Here is a 19,292-nt window from a genome sequence, read left to right on the forward strand (position 1 = left end):
ACAGGGCTCGTATACATCATAGTACAAACAGCCTTAGGAGGGAAAAGTATGCTGAAAAAAGGACCTGCAGTCATTGCTGCAACATGTCTTACTTCGGCTTTTGTATTATCAGGATGCGGTTTGTTTCAATCCGATAAAACAGCCGGGGAAATTGACCCGCCTCAAGACATTTCATATGTAAAGGGTGAAGCGGGGATACAGGCAAAATCAAAGCAATCAGAAAAAAACGGCACGTCTAAAGCCGACCAGCCGGCCAATACAGTCATGAGAGAGCTGTATCTGATTGATAAAAACGGCTATGTCGCAGCACAGACACTGCCTCTTCCGAACAGTGAGGGAACCGCAAAGCAGGCCCTTGAGTATTTGGTTCAGGGGGGGCCTGTCTCAGAAATCCTGCCGAACGGATTCAGAGCGGTGCTTCCTGCGGATACGACGGTAAATGTTGACATTAAAAAAGACGGTACCGCCGTCGCTGATTTTTCGAAGGAATTTAAAAACTATAAAAAAGAAGACGAACAAAAAATCCTGCAATCGATTACATGGACGCTTACCCAATTCAGCTCCATAGATAAAGTCAAAATCAGAATGAACGGGCATGAACTGAAAGAAATGCCTGTAGGCGGCACGCCGATTACGGGCGACTTAAGCAGAAAAGACGGAATTAATATTGAAACCGCCGGAGTGAATGATCTGACAGACACCCATCCGCTGACTGTATACTATCTGGCGGAAACAGAGACGAGCGAATATTACGTGCCTGTCACAAAGCGGATTGACAATTCGGAAACAAATGACATCACCGCTGCCGTTGAACAGCTCGCCGACGGGCCGGGCAAAGCAAGCGGGCTTTTGACGGACTTTAATAACGATGTTAAGCTGCTCAGCAAGCCGGAAGTAAAAGATGGCCGGGTTACACTTGACTTTAACAGCTCTATTTACGGAAGCGCCGATGAAAAAACAAAAATGGTATCATCGGGCGTGCTGGACAGCATCGTTCTCACATTAACCGAACAGCCGTCGATAAAAAGTGTTTCTATAAAAGTAAACGGAAAATCAGAACTGGTGAATGAAAAGGGTGAATCCCTTTCAAAACCCGTTTCGAGACCGTCACAAGTGAATACGGGTAGTTTTTAATTTGTGATTTTTGATATACTAGTAAAAAAGAGGTTAGCGATCCGGGCTGCCTCTTTCTTTATTCACAATCCGGAACAAAAGGTTTATGTACATATAATCGGAGGTAAAATATGAGACACGACGGAAGACAGCACGATGAGCTGCGCCCTATCACATTTGATTTGGATTTTATCACTCACCCGGAGGGCTCTGTTTTAATTACAGCGGGAAATACAAAGGTTATCTGTAATGCATCTGTGGAAGACCGGGTGCCGCCATTTTTGCGCGGCGGAGGAAAAGGCTGGATCACAGCGGAATACAGCATGCTTCCCCGCGCCACGAATCAAAGAACGATAAGAGAATCTTCAAAAGGAAAGGTCTCCGGCAGAACGATGGAAATCCAGCGTCTGATCGGGCGTGCGCTTCGGGCCGTCGTTGATTTGGAAAAGCTCGGCGAACGGACGATCTGGATCGACTGTGACGTCATTCAGGCGGACGGCGGAACAAGAACAGCTTCCATTACCGGCGCCTTCTTGGCAATGGCTATTGCGGCCGGAAAACTCGTGAAAAGCGGCGTTATCAAAACTTCTCCCGTGACAGATTATCTTGCGGCCATTTCTGTCGGGATGGATAAAGAAGAAGGCCTGCTTTTGGATCTGAATTATGAAGAGGATTCAACGGCTGAAGTCGACATGAATATCATCATGACGGGAAGCGGACGTTTTGTAGAGCTTCAAGGGACGGGCGAAGAAGCCACATTCTCCCGTGAAGATTTAAACGGACTGTTAAGCCTTGCCGAAAAAGGAATCCAGACGCTTATTCAAAAGCAAAAAGAAGTGCTGGGAGAAACATTGCCTGAACTGAAATAAAGAAAGAGAGGCCTGATCAGCGTGAAAGAAGCTATTATTGCGACACACAATCCGGGAAAAGTAAAAGAATTTAAGGAAATACTCGAACCGAAAGGCTACAGCGTCTCTTCTTTGGCGGAAATCGGATTTACGGAAGAAATTGAGGAAACCGGGCATACCTTTGAAGAAAACGCCATCTTAAAAGCGGAAGCCGTGGCAAAAGCCATAAACAAAATGGTCATTGCAGACGACTCCGGTTTATCAGTGGACAACCTTGGAGGCAGACCGGGCGTTTATTCAGCCCGTTATGCCGGCGAAGCAAAAGATGATAAGGCGAATATGGACAAGGTGCTGTCAGAATTAAAAGGCATCGAAAAAGAGCAGCGTACGGCCCGTTTCCGCTGCGCCCTTGCCGTCAGCATGCCGGGCCAGGAAACAAAAACGGTTGAAGGTCATGTTGAAGGGTATATAGCAGAAGAACCCGAAGGAGATAACGGGTTCGGCTATGATCCCATTTTTATTGTAAAGGATAAAGATAAAACAATGGCTCAGCTGACAAGCGCTGAGAAAAACAAAATCAGCCACAGGGCGGAGGCGCTCAAGAAACTGTCAAAGCTGCTTGACGCGTAAGGGGGAGCGTATTGCAATGAAAGTGCTGATAATAAGTGACAGTCACGGCCTCGAAGACGAATTGGAGACGATCTCGAAGCGGCACGAAGCCGAAGCGGATCTGATGATTCATTGCGGTGATTCAGAGCTTGATGCCGCACATCCCGCGCTTGTGCCGTATCACACGGTGAAAGGCAATTGCGACTTTGGCGGCGGGTTTCAGGAGGAGCTCCTGCTGGACGCCGGTACAAAGAAAATCCTGGCCGTACACGGACATCTTCACGGCATTAAACAGTCACTTTTAACTGTTTTTTACCGGGCGGAAGAGCTTGGAGCGGATATCGTCTGCTTCGGCCACTCGCATATTGCCGGGAGTGAAGTGCTTCGGGGCAAGCTTTTGATTAACCCTGGCAGCATCCGCCTTCCGAGAGTCCGCAATGTGAAAAGCTATGCCATTCTTACTCTTACAGAAAGTGAAGGCACTGTGACGTTTTACGACGAAACGGGTCAGGAATTGAAGGACTTGGGGAATACAATCAGCTTTTAACTTTTGATGGGGAAGATTTCTTTCTCCCCCATCAAAAGTTTCTAAAAAAATATTGACTTATGATATGAACCTGTATATAATAAATCTTGTCGCTGATACATAAAGCAAAACCTGTCCCAGTAGCTCAGCTGGATAGAGCAACGGCCTTCTAAGCCGTCGGTCGGGAGTTCGAATCTCTCCTGGGACGTACAGAAAAAGAGCTGGTGACATCAGAGTGAAAACTGATGACGCTGGCCTTTTTTATCTGATGACCATATTGTCAATTCGCTGACATCATGGTAAAATGATCAGCAGTACGATTTGATTTTCATGTCCCAGTAGCTCAGCCGGATAGAGCAACGGCCTTCTAAGCCGTCGGTCGGGAGTTCGAATCTCTCCTGGGACGTATAATAAAAAACCTCAAGCCCTGACAATGGGTTTGAGGTTTTTTTGTATTTGTTTTGTTTTATGAAATAAAAGTCCTGTATTTAATGAAAATTGTAAAGAAATTTTAATATAAATGAAACTTAATGAAATATTTACCGTAAGAAATATATGTATAAAGATACTTAAGGCGCCCTTGAGTGATAAAATATCTGATTTCTATTATTTATTTTGTTAATAGTTGATAGAAAGACAGCGGGAGGAATTAGCTTTTGAAGTACGCATTTGCATATAAAAATGACAGGATAGAAACGATCTTTTGCGGAAAAGACGAGCTGTTTGAGGAACTGAAACAATTTTTAATGACTCAATGCGGTTTAATCATTGTTGAGGTTTCAAAGGCTGATTACGATACGGAGCAGGAAATAAATCAATGGAATGACCGTTATACATTGTAAGTAAGAAAAAACCGGCCGTGGGAGACCGGTTTTTATATCATCTGAATCCGCTCGGAGCGCTGAAGCCCCCGGCATGGCCGCTGAAACCGCCCCCGAGCGCGCCGGGATGGGACCCTGCGCCGAGGCTTCCGCCGACATCACTGAAGGTTTGACCGTAGTACCCGCTTGTATAAGGGTATGGGACGAATTGCTGCCCGGCGAATGACAGCGAGCTTTGCGGGGTCTGCTGTCCGTATCCGTATGACGGAAATCCCTGCTGAAAAGAAGGGCCGCCCTGAAACGGGGCTGTATGCATTGGTGCCGGAGGATAATAAGACTGCGGCGGCAGAACCGGTAAAGGCGGAAATCCGGGAGGCAGGCCTTGCATGCCTGATAACATCTTATTCATGACATCACTCATTTCTTCACGAGATAAGAACAGTGTATGCGTATGTCTGTATAAAGAGCCTGTTCAATCTGAACGGAATATCTGACAAGCAGACCGGAAAGAACATGAAAAATTGTGTAATAAAATGTGACATAATCGTATAAGAACGGAAAAATTTCATGTAATCTTGAGAGATTAACAAAAAAATGATAAAAACTTTTAACATTTACAGATCCCTTTGTACCAGTAATGAAAGCGTATACAAAGTAGATTGATTAATCTAAATTGTCTAATAATTATAAAAATGCTGTTGACACTGTCTGCAAACGGGCGTAATATGAGTTCAAACAAAAATAAATAAATGATTCACACTAAAAAGAAAAATCATAAAACACTGAAAAACAAACAAATGAGGGTTCTTTTTTTAAATAAAAGAGCCGCCATAATAAAAAGCGCAGAAGAGGATAAGTAGCTTTGCAGAAGTTTTTTACAGAGAGCCGGTAACGCTGAGAGCCGGTAAAAACAAAGCAAAGTGAACTCACCTCAGAGTGCCGGTCTGAAATGTGAAGAGTAGGACTCGGCCGAGTGAACGCAACGTTTACTCGTTATCAAAACGGATAGTAATTATCCATGAGACGGTCTTCATATGACCGTAAACAAGGGTGGTACCGCGGAAAGCAAAGCCTTTTCGCCCCTTTTGGCTATCGCATGAAATGCTTGGCTGAATGTGGGTGGGAAGGCTTTTTTATTTGCGTCAGCCGGCGCTGCGTTTTATGAATTTGATTTTAGAAGGGAACATTGAAAAGGAGGAACTGAAAATGGGCACAAATGTACAGGCGGATACTGCGTCTGCCGATTGTACAAAGACAATGAACGGGGCTCTGATGCTGATTGAATCATTAAAGAAAGAAAAAGTCGAAATGATCTTCGGATATCCGGGGGGAGCCGTTCTTCCGATTTACGATAAGCTTTATCAATCAGGATTGGTTCACATCCTGCCCCGGCACGAGCAAGGCGCGATTCATGCGGCCGAAGGGTATGCGAGAGTCTCAGGGAAGCCGGGGGTTGTCATCGCTACTTCAGGACCCGGAGCGACAAATTTAGTGACCGGTCTTGCGGACGCGATGATTGATTCACTGCCGCTCGTAGTGTTTACCGGCCAGGTGGCCACTTCGGTCATCGGCAGCGACGCTTTCCAGGAAGCCGACATTTTAGGAATTACGATGCCGATTACGAAACACAGCTATCAGGTCCGCCGTCCGGAAGATCTTCCCGGTGTGATCAAAGAGGCTTTCCATATCGCCACGACGGGAAGACCGGGTCCGGTATTAATTGATATTCCGAAGGATGTCGCAGCATTTGAAGGGGAATTCAGATATGATCATGAGATCAATCTTCCGGGTTATCAGCCGGTAAAAGAGCCTAACTATCTGCAGATCCGAAAGCTCGTAGAAGCTGTCAGCAGTGCGAAAAAGCCGGTTATTTTAGCCGGAGCGGGTGTTTTGCACGGTAAAGCTTCAGAAGATTTAAAAAATTATGCCGAACAGCAGCAAATACCGGTAGCCCACACGCTTCTCGGTCTGGGCGGTTTCCCGGCAGATCATCCTCTCTTTCTGGGAATGGCGGGAATGCACGGCACATACACAGCGAATATGGCGCTTTACCACTGTGACTTGCTGATCAGCATCGGAGCTCGGTTCGATGATCGTGTGACCGGAAATCTGAAGCATTTTGCAAAATCGGCCAAAGTGGCGCACATCGATATTGATCCGGCTGAAATCGGAAAAATTATCGAAACGCAGATCCCAGTGGTCGGCGACAGTAAAATCGTCCTTCAGGAACTATTGAAGCAAAACGGAAAACAGGGACAGTCAGATGAATGGAAACAGCAGCTTTCCGAATGGAAAGAAGAATATCCGCTCTGGTATACAGACGACAGTGAAGAGGGCTTAAAACCCCAAAAGCTGATTGAGTATATTCACCAATTCACAAACGGAGAGGCGATTGTGGCGACGGATGTCGGTCAGCACCAGATGTGGGCGGCTCAGTTTTATCCTTTCCGAAAGGCTGATAAGTGGGTGACCTCGGGAGGGCTCGGCACAATGGGCTTCGGCCTTCCGGCGGCTATCGGAGCGCAGCTGGCTGATCGTAACGCCACGGTCGTTGCCATCCTCGGAGACGGCGGTTTTCAGATGACCCTGCAGGAGTTAGATGTCATCCGGCAGCTGAATCTTCCGGTCAAAGTGATTATTTTGAACAATGAATGTCTGGGCATGGTCAGACAGTGGCAGGAAATCTTCTATGAAGAACGCTACTCTGAATCCAAATTCTCGGCGCAGCCTGACTTTGTCAAATTGTCAGAAGCCTACGGCATTAAAGGCATCCGGATTACATCAGAAGAAGAGGCGGAAGAAGAACTGCAAAAGGCGCTTTCATCAAAAGAGCCGGCCGTTATTGACGTCCGGGTCGCCAAAAGCGAAAAAGTATTTCCGATGATTGCGCCGGGTAAAGGACTTCATGAAATGGTGGGGGTGAAACCTTGAAACGCATTATCACATTAACGGTGGTCAACCGCTCGGGGGTATTAAACCGGATCACCGGCCTGTTTACAAAAAGACACTATAATATCGAAAGCATCACTGTAGGCCACACGGAAACAAGCGGTGTTTCAAGGATTACATTTGTCGTCCATGTGGAAGGCGAAAATGACGTTGAGCAGCTGACAAAGCAGCTTAACAAACAAATTGACGTCCTGAAAGTGACGGATATTACAAACCAATCAATTGTACAGCGTGAGCTTGCACTGATTAAAGTTGTTTCTGCACCGCCGACCAGAACGGAAATCAATGGAATCATTGAGCCGTTCAGAGCTTCCGTCGTTGATGTCTCAAAGGACAGCATCGTCGTTCAGGTCACTGGCGAGTCTGATAAAATCGAAGCCCTTATAGAGCTTCTCAAACCTTACGGCATTAAAGAAATCGCGAGAACAGGCACAACGGCTTTTGCGAGGGGAACCCAGCAAAAGGCGTCATCCAATAAAACAATTTCTATTGTATAACACAAAAAAGGGAGAGATTAAAATGGTAAAAGTATATTATAACGGTGATATCAAAGAGAACGTATTGGCAGGTAAAAAAGTAGCGATTATCGGTTACGGTTCACAGGGTCACGCACATGCGCTGAACTTAAAAGAAAGCGGAATTGATGTCATTGTCGGCGTCAGACAAGGCAAATCATTTACACAGGCCCAAGAAGACGGCCATCAAGTATTTTCTGTAAGAGAAGCGGCTGCCCAGGCTGACATCATTATGGTTCTTCTTCCGGATGAACAGCAGCAAAAAGTATATGAAGCTGAAATCAAAGATGAATTGACGGCGGGCAAATCATTGGTATTCGCACACGGATTTAACGTCCATTTCCATCAGATCGTGCCTCCTGCTGATGTAGATGTTTTCCTTGTCGCCCCTAAAGGACCGGGACACCTTGTCAGAAGAACATATGAACAAGGCGCAGGCGTACCGGCATTGTTTGCCATCTATCAGGATGTATCAGGCGAAGCGAAAGACACGGCTCTTGCTTACGCAAAAGGAATTGGCGGGGCGCGTGCCGGAGTTCTTGAAACAACATTTAAGGAAGAAACGGAAACGGATCTGTTCGGTGAGCAGGCTGTTCTCTGCGGAGGTTTAACAGCGCTTGTCAAAGCAGGTTTTGAAACGCTGACAGAAGCCGGATACCAGCCTGAACTCGCATACTTTGAGTGTCTGCACGAACTGAAATTGATCGTAGACTTAATGTATGAAGAAGGCTTGGCGGGCATGAGATACTCTATCTCCGATACGGCTCAATGGGGAGATTTTGTATCAGGACCGCGCGTAGTCGATGCAAAGGTAAAAGAATCTATGAAACAAGTATTAACGGATATTCAAAACGGTACATTCGCAAAAGAATGGATCGTGGAAAACCAAGTGAACCGTCCTCGCTTCAATGCGATCAATGCAAGTGAAAACGAGCATCAGATTGAAAAGGTCGGCAGACAGCTTCGTGAAATGATGCCGTTTGTCAAACAAGGTAAAAAGAAGGAAGCGGTGGTCTCCGTTGCGCAAAATTAACGTTTTCGACACGACCCTTCGTGACGGTGAACAATCTCCCGGGGTCAACCTTAATGCGCGGGAGAAACTGGCGATAGCCAAGCAGCTTGAAAGACTCGGGGTGGACATTATTGAAGCGGGATTTCCCGCTTCATCCCGAGGTGATTTTTTAGCCGTGCAGGAAATCGCAAGAACGATTAAAAATTGTTCGGTAACAGGGCTTGCCCGTTCTGTCAAAGGTGACATCGACGCAGCCTGGGAAGCGCTGAAAGACGGGGCCAGCCCGCGGATTCACATCTTTATCGCCACCTCAGACATTCATCTGAAGCATAAGCTGAAAATGACGCGGGAAGAAGTTAAGGAAAAAGCGGTTGAAATGGTGAAGTATGCAAAAGAACGCTTCCCGGTCGTTCAATGGTCAGCAGAAGACGCATGCCGCACCGAACTTCCGTTTTTGGCTGAAATCGTAGAAGAAGTGATTGATGCCGGCGCGAGCGTCATCAACCTGCCGGACACTGTAGGCTACCTGACGCCGGCGGAATACGGAAACATCTTTAAATATATGAAGAAACACGTTCCGAATATCAGCCGGGTAAAGCTCTCAGCTCATTGCCACGATGATCTCGGAATGGCGGTTGCCAACTCACTTTCGGCAATTGAGAACGGCGCTGATCAAATTGAATGCGCCATTAACGGCATAGGAGAAAGAGCCGGGAACGCCGCGCTTGAAGAAATCGCCGTTGCGCTTCATGTCAGAAATGACGCGTATCAAGCTGATTCATCTCTCACTCTTCATGAATTGAAGCGGACGAGTGATCTTGTCAGCAAACTGACGGGCATGGCCGTTCCCCGCAATAAAGCGATCGTCGGAGATAACGCTTTCGCCCATGAGTCGGGTATTCACCAAGACGGTTTCCTGAAAGAAAAATCAACATATGAAATTATTTCACCGGAACTTGTCGGTGTGACAGCGGATGCGCTCGTGCTCGGAAAGCATTCCGGACGCCATGCGTTCAAAGACCGCCTGAATACGCTTGGATTCCAGTTTGATAGCGATGAGATCAATAAATATTTTACGATGTTTAAAGAACTGACCGAAAAGAAAAAAGAAATCACCGATGATGACTTGATTTCTCTTATTTTAGAAGAAAAAGTGACGGACAAAAAAATCGGCTATGAATTTTTGTCTCTGCAAGTGCATTACGGGACGTCTCAGGTGCCCACTGCAACAGTCTCTTTGAAAAATCAGGAAAACGAACAGCTGATGCAAGAGGCGGCAACAGGGGCAGGCAGCGTAGAAGCCGTTTATAACACGCTCGGGCGCTGTATTGATAAAGATATTGAACTGATAGATTACCGCATTCAATCCAACCGAAAAGGCGAAGACGCGCTGGCTCAGGTTTACGTCAGAGTGACCGTGAACGGAAAAGAATCATCAGGACGGGGAATTGCGCAGGATGTTCTGGAAGCTTCTGCAAAAGCATATTTGAATGCTGTGAACCGGCAATTGGTGCTGGATTGCAATATAGACGGATTAAAGAGACAGACTGCGGTCGGCTCGTAATAGAAAGGAGAACGTTTGATTTGAAAAAACGCATTGCTTTGCTTCCCGGTGACGGGATCGGACCGGAAGTGGCGGAATCAGCGGCAGATGTATTGAAAAGCGTTGCCGAACAATTCGGACATGAATTTGAATTTGAAAACGGGCTGATCGGGGGCGCGGCTATTGACGCCCATCAAAATCCCCTTCCTGAGGAGACGGTGGCTCTTTGCGAGAGGTCTGACGCCATCCTGCTCGGTGCAGTCGGCGGACCGAAATGGGACCAAAATCCTCCGGAGCTCAGACCGGAAAAAGGCCTGCTCGGCATCAGAAAAAAACTCGGCCTGTTTGCCAATCTGCGTCCGGTGACCGTATTTGAAAGCCTGTCTGAGGCATCTCCGCTGAAAAAAGAATATATCAGCGGCGTTGACTTTGTAATCGTCAGGGAACTGACGGGCGGCCTCTACTTCGGAGAGCCGAGCAGACAGTATGTCAATGAAGCGGGAGAAAAAGAAGCGGTCGATACCCTCTTTTATAAGAAAGAAGAAATCGAACGCGTTGTCAGAGAAGCCTTTAAAATGGCAGCCGGCAGAAAAGGAAAAGTGACGTCAGTTGATAAGGCGAATGTGCTTTCCTCAAGCAGGCTGTGGCGTGAAACGGCAGATGAAATCGCAAAAGAATTTCCTGATGTGACGCTTGAACATATGCTTGTCGATAATGCTGCGATGCAGCTCATCTATGCTCCGAACCAGTTTGACGTCATCGTAACTGAAAACATGTTCGGCGATATATTAAGTGATGAAGCCTCCATGCTGACAGGTTCGCTCGGCATGCTGCCGTCAGCCAGTCTATCAAGTTCAGGTCTTCACTTGTTTGAACCGGTGCATGGATCTGCGCCTGACATCGCCGGTAAAGGGATGGCCAATCCGTTTGCGGCGATTTTATCAGCGGCGATGCTTTTGAGAACATCTTTCGGGCTTGAAAACGAAGCGCAGGCGGTAGAAAAGGCGGTTGCAAAGGTGCTTGCAGACGGCAGCCGTACACGTGATATCGCCCGGGACGGCCAATATGCCGGAACGCATGACATTACTGAAAAAGTAAAAGCCGCAATAGCCGGCGCAAATACAAAATCTATAGTGTGACGCTTTAAAGAAAGCGGTCTTAGTTCATAGGTAGAGGGAGGAAACAAAGATGATGCCTCGAACAATCATCGAAAAGATTTGGGATCGGCATGTTGTAAAAAGCGGTGAAGGAAAACCCGACCTTCTCTATATTGATCTGCACTTAATTCATGAGGTGACGTCTCCTCAGGCGTTTGAAGGATTAAGGCAGAAGGGAAGAAAAGTCAGACGGCCGCAGAATACATTCGCGACGATGGATCACAATATTCCGACCGTCAACCGTTTTGACATTAAAGATGAAGTCGCAAAGCGCCAAGTAACCGCGCTTGAAAGAAATTGCGAGGAGTTCGGCGTCCGTCTTGCGGATCTTCACAGCGCAGATCAGGGGATCGTTCACGTAGTCGGACCTGAGCTTGGTCTGACACTTCCGGGGAAAACGATCGTTTGCGGAGACAGTCATACATCGACTCACGGTGCATTCGGGGCGCTTGCTTTCGGTATCGGCACAAGTGAGGTGGAGCATGTTCTCTCCACACAGACACTCTGGCAGCAACGGCCGAAAACGCTAGAAATCCGCGTTGACGGAACGCTCCAAAAAGGAGTGACCGCGAAGGATGTCATCTTGTCGGTCATCGGAAAATACGGGGTGAAATTCGGTACCGGATATGTCATTGAATACACCGGGGAAGTATTCAGAAACATGTCTATGGACGAACGCATGACGGTCTGCAATATGTCAATAGAAGCGGGAGCCCGTGCGGGACTGATCGCTCCTGATGAAACGACGATTGAATACTGTAAAAACCGTAAATACGCGCCAAAAGGCGAGGAATTTGAAAAAGCCGCCGCAGAATGGAAAGCGTTAAAAACCGATCCGGGCGCCGTATACGATCATTCCATCGTGTTAGACGGCAGCGAGATTTCTCCAATGGTAACTTGGGGCATCAACCCAGGTATGGTTCTTCCGGTCGATGCCCAAATACCTGCGCCGGAAACCATTGATTCTGAAGACGATAAAAAAGAGGCCATCCGTGCCTACGAATACATGGGGATTGAACCGAATCAAAAAATTGAAGAGATTAAAGTCGAGCATGTGTTTATCGGCTCCTGTACAAATTCGCGGATGACCGACCTTCGCCAGGCTGCTGATATGATCAAAGGCCGAAAAGTCGCCGACAGCGTCAGAGCCATTGTGGTGCCGGGCTCTCAAAGCGTGAAACAGCAGGCGGAGGAAGAAGGGCTGCACCGTGTGTTTCTTGAAGCGGGCTTTGAATGGAGAGAATCAGGCTGCAGCATGTGCCTCAGTATGAACAATGATGTCGTGCCTGAAGGGGAACGATGCGCTTCCACATCCAACCGCAACTTCGAAGGCAGACAGGGAAAAGGCGCGAGAACACACCTTGTCAGTCCTGCTATGGCCGCAATGGCAGCCATTCACGGGCATTTCGTCGATGTAAGAAAGTTTTATCAAGAAAAAACAGTTGTGTAAGGAGTGTGCGAAAAGATGGAACCTTTAAAAACGCATACCGGAAAAGCGGCCGTCTTAAACCGGATCAACGTTGACACTGACCAGATTATTCCGAAACAGTTTCTGAAAAGAATTGAAAGAACCGGATACGGCAGATTCGCGTTTTTTGATTGGAGATACCTTGAGAACGGTGAGCCTGATCCTGAATTTGAATTAAACCGCAAAGTCTATGAGGGCGCGTCCATATTAATTGCCGGAGAGAATTTCGGCTGCGGATCATCCCGTGAGCATGCTCCTTGGGCGCTGGATGATTACGGATTCAAAATCATCATTGCTCCGTCATTTGCCGATATTTTTCATCAAAACTGTTTTAAAAACGGAATGCTTCCTATCCGTATGCCGTATGATCAATGGAAAAAACTCGCCGGTCAATATGAAAATCAGTCTCTTAATATGACGGTTGATTTGGAAAACCAGCTCATCCATGACAGTGAAGGAAGAGAAATTTCATTTGAAGTCGATCCGCACTGGAAGGAAATGCTGATTAACGGCTATGACGAAATTTCATTAACGCTCCTGCTGGAGGACGACATTCAGCAGTTTGAATCGAAAAGAAGTTCTTGGCTTCAAGCCTGAAAAACAGCCGCCCGGGATTTATCCGGCGGCTTTTTTTGCCATGTGCGTCATCCTTTCTTGTGTTTCATGACGCGTGTTGATACACTTGAACAAAATAAGCGCCTGAAAGGAAATAGAGTATGACGCATGACAAGAAAAAAGCTGATATCATTCCTTTCCCCCGTCTGAAAGAACGCTTGGTTGATAAAGGGATGGCCGCCATGAAGGATAAACAGTATCAGGAGGCCCTCGAACTGTTTTCAGAGGCGGTAAGCCACGGTGATACCGAGTCCGACGTACATTTAGGCATGGCGATTTGTTTTCTGGAGCTCGGGGAATTGGAAGAAGCAAAACAAGTTTGCGAGAAAATGCTGAACGAAGGGTACGGCCATTATTTTACCGTGCTGCAGGTGTACATGACCATTTTGATTCAGCTGAAACAATATGAAGAAGTCAAAAGCACAATTGAAGCTGTGCTGGAAGAAAACCAGCTCCCTGCAGAAAGTGCGGAGCAATTCTACCGGCTGCTCGAATTCAGCCGCAAAATGACCGATCCCGATCAGCAGGACGAGGTGTGGGAGGAGGAATATGAAGACGTTCTTGATGCGGAAAAAGTGCTGAACAGCCCCGCTGAACAAATGAACCTGATCCATTCTCTCAAAGACCGCAATATTGCGAAATACACGGGTCTCTTAAAAACGATTCTGCAAGATCCGGGCGCACATCCGCTGGTCAAGACGATGATTTTGACGCTGATGGCGGAGCACGACTACAGCAAGCCGGTCCATATTACAAAATTCGGCGATTCAATGACCGCGATACCGAGTGAAACCGTTCAGCCTGATGCGGCTCCGATTTTGCACCGCGTTCTCCGGGTGCTTGATGAAACGCTGGGCAATGAAAACCCTGCATTATACGCCGCCGTTGAGGAACTGTGGAGAAGGCATCTGTACGTCCTGCACCCTTTTATGCCGAAGCTTTTGAACGCTGATTTATGGGCTGCAGCGCTTCATAAGGTCGGTTACGAGATGCACGGCATTGACATTGAGCCGGAGGAACTTCATATGATGTATGAGTTTGACAGCCGCGAACTCGAAGAAGCCTGCACGATGATTAAGGATATTGAAGAAATTTCTTATTTGTAAATCACGCCATATAGTTGAAAGCGATAGGCGTTATGTTATAATATAGTGGTTGTATTTATGTATAGCGGTTTAACTGAAATGAGAATTACGGTTGGACAGGCTGCCAGTTCATTACATAATGATTCTGATTCAAAGCGGTTTTTTCTTTGACAAAGCCGCGGATTGCTTTAGAATGGAAGACCGACACAACCTGAATAGATTTTTGGAGGGAAATACATGTCTGTAAAATGGGAAAAACAAGAAGGCAACGAAGGCGTATTAACGGTTGAAGTTGATGCGGAAACGTTCAAAACAGCTCTTGATGATGCATTTAAAAAAGTAGTAAAACAGGTTTCTATTCCTGGATTCCGCAAAGGGAAAGTTCCGCGCGGTTTATTCGAACAGCGTTTCGGCGTTGAAGCTCTTTACCAGGATGCTTTAGATATTTTACTTCCTGTAGAATACCCTAAAGCGGTTGAAGAAGCCGGCATTGAGCCTGTAGACCGTCCTGAAATCGATGTTGAAAAAATCGAAAAAGGCGAAAGCTTAATTTTCACTGCAAAAGTGACTGTAAAACCGGAAGTGAAACTTGGCGACTACAAAGGCTTAGGAATCGAAAAAGATGACACTGCCGTTACTGATGAAGACGTACAAAACGAACTTAAAGCGCTTCAGGAGCGTCAGGCTGAGCTTGTCGTAAAAGAAGAAGGCGCTGTTGAAAACGGCGATACAGTCGTTCTTGACTTCGAAGGTTTTGTTGACGGAGAAGCATTTGAAGGCGGAAAAGCTGAGAACTACTCACTTGAAGTAGGATCAGGTTCATTCATCCCGGGCTTCGAAGAGCAGCTGACTGGTCTTGAAGCAGGAGCTGAAAAGGATGTTGAAGTAACATTCCCTGAAGAGTACCACGCTGAAGATCTTGCAGGCAAACCGGCTGTCTTCAAAGTGAAAATTCATGAAATCAAAGCGAAAGAGCTTCCTGAGCTTAACGACGAATTCGCAAAAGACGTTGACGAAGAAGTTGAAACGCTTGCTGAATTAACTGAGAAAACAAAAAAACGCCTTGAAGAAGCGAAAGAAAACGAAGCTGACGCTAAATTGCGTGAAGAGCTTGTGCTGAAAGCATCTGAAAACGCTGAAGCTGATGTTCCTCAAGCGATGATCGACACTGAGCTTGACCGCATGCTGAAAGAATTCGAACAGCGTCTTCAAATGCAAGGCATGAACCTTGAGCTTTACACTCAATTCTCAGGTCAAGATGAAAACGCGTTAAAAGAGCAAATGAAAGAAGATGCCGCAAAACGCGTAAAATCAAACCTGACTCTTGAAGCGATCGCTCAAGCTGAAAACCTTGAAGTGACTGACGAAGAAGTTGAAGCTGAGCTGACTAAAATGGCTGAAGCTTACAACATGCCGGTTGAAAACATCAAGCAGGCAATCGGTTCAACTGACGCGATGAAAGAAGATTTAAAAGTTCGAAAAGCAATTGATTTTCTTGTAGAAAACCGTTAATATGGTTCATAATAATAGACATAATGAAACAGGGCGCGATTATTTCGTGCCTTGTTTTGTACAATTATGATATAACTCTTTTTCTTGGGGCAAGATAGTCATTGCCGGGCTGTTTTTTGTCATACATATAGAATGTGCAAGCGCGAAACACATTGTTACCGTCTTACTGGAAAGTATGGTAAAATGCAATACATACTCGATCGTAGCAAGAACCGTTTTCTTTTGCCCTTCAGGTAAAAGAAAAAGTGAGACAAGATTAAGGGGTGAAAGAATGTTTAAATTCAACGAGGAAAAAGGACAATTAAAATGCTCGTTCTGCGGAAAAACGCAAGATCAGGTTCGTAAGCTGGTTGCAGGACCGGGTGTATATATATGCGACGAATGCATCGAGCTCTGTACAGAAATCGTAGAGGAAGAGCTTGGTACAGAAGAAGAAGTCGAATTTAAAGACGTTCCGAAGCCGCAGGAAATCCGTGAGATTCTGAATGAATATGTCATCGGACAGGATCAGGCGAAGAAATCACTTGCGGTTGCGGTATACAACCATTACAAACGCATCAACTCCAACAGTAAAGTGGATGATGTCGAGCTTTCTAAAAGTAATATTTCATTAATCGGGCCGACTGGAAGCGGGAAAACACTTCTTGCCCAGACGCTTGCGCGTATTCTGAACGTTCCGTTTGCGATCGCGGACGCTACATCTCTGACTGAAGCCGGATATGTCGGTGAGGACGTAGAAAACATCCTCCTCAAGCTGATTCAGGCTGCAGACTATGATGTGGAAAAAGCAGAAAAAGGCATTATTTACATCGATGAAATCGATAAAGTAGCGCGAAAATCTGAAAACCCGTCCATTACACGCGACGTATCAGGCGAAGGCGTTCAGCAGGCGCTGCTGAAAATTCTTGAAGGAACGGTTGCAAGCGTGCCGCCCCAAGGAGGACGCAAACATCCTCATCAGGAATTCATTCAGATCGATACGACGAACATTCTGTTCATTTGCGGCGGTGCATTTGACGGCATTGAACAAATCATCAAACGCCGTCTCGGACAAAAAGTCATCGGTTTCGGCTCAGATAATAAAGCGGCAGACCTGGAAAAAGAAGAACTGCTTTCTAAAGTTCTTCCGGAAGACTTGCTTCGTTTCGGTCTGATTCCTGAATTCATCGGCCGTCTTCCTGTCATTGCAAGCCTTGAGCAGCTTGACGAAACGGCACTGGTTGAAATTCTGACTAAACCTAAAAACGCACTCGTCAAACAATACAAGAAAATGTTAGAACTTGATGATGTCGAGCTTGAATTTGAAGGCGAGGCATTATCTGAAATTGCGAAAAAAGCGATCGAGCGTAAAACAGGCGCACGCGGCCTGCGTTCTATCATTGAAGGCATCATGCTTGACGTTATGTTTGATCTGCCGTCTCGTGATGATATTGAAAAATGTGTCATTACCGGATCGACAGTCGCAGACGGTGAAGCGCCTCGTCTTGTATTAAAAGACGGCACAGTTGTCGGCCAAGATAAAACATCAGCATAACATGACAAAACCTCCTGACTCGAATTGATCAGGAGGTTTTTTTTCTTGTCCTGACCCTTCTGAAAATGTTTATTCCGGGCTTTGCTGGGAGATACTAGCGGACAGAGGAATGAATTGGATACATAAATCGTTTTCAGGAGGGACCAGCATGAGTTGGACAGGGATCGCATTATTTGTACAGCTGTTTTTCGGGATAGTCATCGGATTATATTTTTGGAATCTGCTCAAAAACCAGCGTACACAAAAAGTGACGATAGATAAAGAATCAAAAAAAGAAATGGAACAGCTTCGCAAAATGCGCGCCATCAGTTTATCAGAACCTTTATCAGAAAAGGTGCGGCCGAAAAGCTTTCAGGATATTGTCGGCCAGGAGGATGGGATTAAAGCGTTAAAAGCTGCGCTTTGCGGTCCGAATCCGCAGCACGTGATTATTTACGGGCCTCCCGGAGTCGGCAAAACGGCTGCGGCGCGTCTGGTATTGGAAGAAGCGAAAAAGCATAAACAGTCACCATTTCAAAATCAGGCCGTTTTTGTTGAGCTTGATGCGACGACCGCGCGATTTGATGAACGGGGTATTGCCGATCCGCTTATCGGTTCGGTGCATGATCCGATTTATCAGGGAGCGGGAGCGATGGGTCAGGCGGGCATTCCGCAGCCGAAGCAGGGGGCTGTGACTCATGCGCACGGCGGCGTCCTATTTATTGATGAAATCGGTGAGCTTCACCCGATTCAGATGAATAAAATGCTGAAGGTGCTTGAAGATCGGAAAGTCTTTTTAGACAGTGCGTATTACAGTGAGGAAAATACGCAAATCCCGAATCATATTCATGATATTTTTCAAAACGGGCTTCCCGCGGATTTCCGCTTGATCGGAGCGACGACGAGAATGCCGACTGAAATTCCGCCGGCCATCCGTTCGCGCTGCCTTGAAGTGTTTTTCCGTGAGCTGGAAAAGGATGAGCTTAAAACCGTAGCGAAAAAAGCGGCCGACAAAATTCAGAAAGAGATTTCTGATGAGGCTCTCGATGTACTGACCGCATATACGAGAAACGGCCGTGAAGCCGTCAATATGATCCAGATTGCTGCCGGCATGGCGGTAACCGAAGACAGAAAAGAAATTACGACAGAAGATATAGAATGGGTTGTTCATTCCAGTCAGCTCACACCTAAAAACGAGCAGAAAATCGCCGATGAACCGCAAGTCGGCATCGTGAACGGACTTGCCGTATACGGACCGAACAGCGGCGCATTGCTGGAAATCGAAGTGAATGTCACGCCTGCACAGGACAAAGGAAGCCTGAATATTACGGGGATTGCAGAGGAAGAGAGCATCGGCAGCCAATCGAAGTCGATCCGCCGCAAAAGCATGGCGAAGGGATCGGTGGAAAACGTTCTGACGGTTCTCCGCACAATGGGCATCAAACCTTCGGACTATGACATTCATGTCAATTTTCCGGGCGGAGGCCCGATTGACGGACCGTCAGCGGGTATCGCGATGGCCGCGGGGATTTTTTCCGCGATTCACCGCATCCCTATCGACCATACGGTGGCGATGACGGGAGAGATCAGCCTGACGGGCCTTGTCAAACCGATCGGCGGCGTCATTCCGAAAATTAAAGCCGCGAAACAGGCTGGAGCTAAAACCGTCATTATTCCTTACGAAAATCAGCAGTCCATTCTGAAACGAATAGACGGAATCACCATTAAAGCGGTAAAAACGTTCCAGGAAGTACTTGACGCCATATTGGTTGATCCGCCTTCAGAACAAAAACCGTTTGATATCCAAATGAATAAAGAATCCGTATAAACCCCATTTTTATAATGGGGTTTTTTTATGGAGGACATCTTTTCCTTTTTCAGAACAGAAAGAAAGGGTATACTACGAAGAGACTGTTTTATATACTGGGCAGGCGGTAAGCCGATGAAAGCCCGATCCCGGAATTGTACAACGATGAAAAAGATGTATTATAATGGTTCATACTAAA

Annotated in this window: 17 protein-coding genes, 2 tRNA genes and 1 other annotated feature; of the genes, 18 read left to right on the forward strand and 1 reads right to left on the reverse strand. The window is 46.6% G+C overall.

Translation table 11 applies throughout. From position 1 onward, the window contains the following. The first annotated feature begins 48 nt into the window (after positions 1-48). The 7 genes from ACH32G_RS11035 (at position 49) to ACH32G_RS11065 (ending at position 3,938) form a co-directional block, all read left to right on the forward strand. A complete protein-coding gene (locus ACH32G_RS11035; protein WP_049627125.1) occupies positions 49-1,134 on the forward strand; it encodes a GerMN domain-containing protein in 1,086 nt (361 codons plus the stop codon). Between the two features lie 110 nt (positions 1,135-1,244). Continuing rightward, positions 1,245-1,982, forward strand: a complete 738-nt coding sequence (gene rph, locus ACH32G_RS11040; protein ID WP_016938746.1) for a ribonuclease PH — start codon at positions 1,245-1,247, stop codon at positions 1,980-1,982. A gap of 12 nt (positions 1,983-1,994) precedes the next feature. Further along, positions 1,995-2,591 carry an XTP/dITP diphosphatase gene (locus tag ACH32G_RS11045; protein ID WP_116746198.1) on the forward strand — a complete coding sequence of 199 codons (597 nt, stop codon included), beginning with the start codon at positions 1,995-1,997 and terminating at the stop codon, positions 2,589-2,591. A gap of 16 nt (positions 2,592-2,607) precedes the next feature. After that, complete coding sequence (locus ACH32G_RS11050) at positions 2,608-3,117, forward strand: YfcE family phosphodiesterase (protein WP_448814360.1); 510 nt, start codon at positions 2,608-2,610, stop codon at positions 3,115-3,117. Between the two features lie 113 nt (positions 3,118-3,230). Continuing rightward, positions 3,231-3,304: transfer RNA gene (locus ACH32G_RS11055), tRNA-Arg, on the forward strand. A 124-nt stretch (positions 3,305-3,428) separates the two neighbouring features. Then, positions 3,429-3,502: transfer RNA gene (locus ACH32G_RS11060), tRNA-Arg, on the forward strand. Positions 3,503-3,752: 250 nt separating this feature from the next. Continuing rightward, positions 3,753-3,938: a hypothetical protein gene (locus tag ACH32G_RS11065; protein ID WP_064777683.1), complete on the forward strand. Its 186-nt coding sequence runs from the start codon at positions 3,753-3,755 to the stop codon at positions 3,936-3,938. Positions 3,939-3,975: 37 nt separating this feature from the next. Here the strand turns inward: ACH32G_RS11065 and ACH32G_RS11070 are convergent, their stop codons facing one another. Further along, a complete protein-coding gene (locus ACH32G_RS11070; RefSeq protein WP_047475519.1) occupies positions 3,976-4,326 on the reverse strand; it encodes a hypothetical protein in 351 nt (116 codons plus the stop codon). 425 nt (positions 4,327-4,751) lie between these two features. Further along, positions 4,752-5,004 (forward strand) — a binding site (T-box leader). 119 nt (positions 5,005-5,123) lie between these two features. Here ACH32G_RS11070 and ilvB point away from each other — a divergent pair. From ilvB to lonB, 11 genes are all read left to right on the forward strand, one after another. Then, the gene (ilvB, locus tag ACH32G_RS11075; protein ID WP_326351268.1) at positions 5,124-6,848 is read left to right on the forward strand and encodes an acetolactate synthase large subunit; all 1,725 of its coding nucleotides are present in this window, start codon (positions 5,124-5,126) and stop codon (positions 6,846-6,848) included. Then, positions 6,845-7,363: an acetolactate synthase small subunit gene (ilvN, locus tag ACH32G_RS11080; protein WP_016938753.1), complete on the forward strand. Its 519-nt coding sequence runs from the start codon at positions 6,845-6,847 to the stop codon at positions 7,361-7,363. The genes ilvB and ilvN overlap by 4 nt, the downstream gene beginning before the upstream one ends. 22 nt (positions 7,364-7,385) lie before the next feature. Beyond that, positions 7,386-8,414, forward strand: coding sequence for a ketol-acid reductoisomerase (ilvC, locus tag ACH32G_RS11085; protein ID WP_007408142.1), 1,029 nt, complete (start codon positions 7,386-7,388; stop codon positions 8,412-8,414). Next, positions 8,401-9,957 (forward strand): 2-isopropylmalate synthase, encoded by a 1,557-nt coding sequence (locus tag ACH32G_RS11090; RefSeq protein ID WP_198697972.1) that lies wholly within the window; start codon positions 8,401-8,403, stop codon positions 9,955-9,957. Before ilvC ends, ACH32G_RS11090 begins: the two co-directional genes overlap by 14 nt. Before the next feature lie 20 nt (positions 9,958-9,977). Continuing rightward, entirely contained in the window at positions 9,978-11,075 is a 1,098-nt protein-coding gene (gene leuB, locus ACH32G_RS11095) for a 3-isopropylmalate dehydrogenase (protein ID WP_064777684.1), read from the forward strand. A 49-nt stretch (positions 11,076-11,124) separates the two neighbouring features. Further along, the gene (gene leuC, locus ACH32G_RS11100) at positions 11,125-12,543 is read left to right on the forward strand and encodes a 3-isopropylmalate dehydratase large subunit (protein ID WP_045926466.1); all 1,419 of its coding nucleotides are present in this window, start codon (positions 11,125-11,127) and stop codon (positions 12,541-12,543) included. Positions 12,544-12,558: 15 nt separating this feature from the next. Then, the gene (leuD, locus tag ACH32G_RS11105) at positions 12,559-13,158 is read left to right on the forward strand and encodes a 3-isopropylmalate dehydratase small subunit (protein ID WP_016938757.1); all 600 of its coding nucleotides are present in this window, start codon (positions 12,559-12,561) and stop codon (positions 13,156-13,158) included. Positions 13,159-13,277: 119 nt separating this feature from the next. Next, on the forward strand, positions 13,278-14,282 hold the full coding sequence (gene ddcA, locus ACH32G_RS11110) for a DNA damage checkpoint antagonist DdcA (RefSeq protein ID WP_448814361.1): 1,005 nt from the start codon (positions 13,278-13,280) through the stop codon (positions 14,280-14,282). A 216-nt stretch (positions 14,283-14,498) separates the two neighbouring features. After that, entirely contained in the window at positions 14,499-15,773 is a 1,275-nt protein-coding gene (tig, locus tag ACH32G_RS11115) for a trigger factor (protein ID WP_047475527.1), read from the forward strand. Positions 15,774-16,044: 271 nt separating this feature from the next. Continuing rightward, positions 16,045-17,307 (forward strand): ATP-dependent protease ATP-binding subunit ClpX, encoded by a 1,263-nt coding sequence (clpX, locus tag ACH32G_RS11120; protein ID WP_016938761.1) that lies wholly within the window; start codon positions 16,045-16,047, stop codon positions 17,305-17,307. Positions 17,308-17,455: 148 nt separating this feature from the next. Then, on the forward strand, positions 17,456-19,114 hold the full coding sequence (lonB, locus tag ACH32G_RS11125; RefSeq protein ID WP_047475531.1) for an ATP-dependent protease LonB: 1,659 nt from the start codon (positions 17,456-17,458) through the stop codon (positions 19,112-19,114). Positions 19,115-19,292 lie beyond the last annotated feature (178 nt).

The sequence above is a fragment of the Bacillus sp. CIS52 genome, from assembly GCF_053545315.1.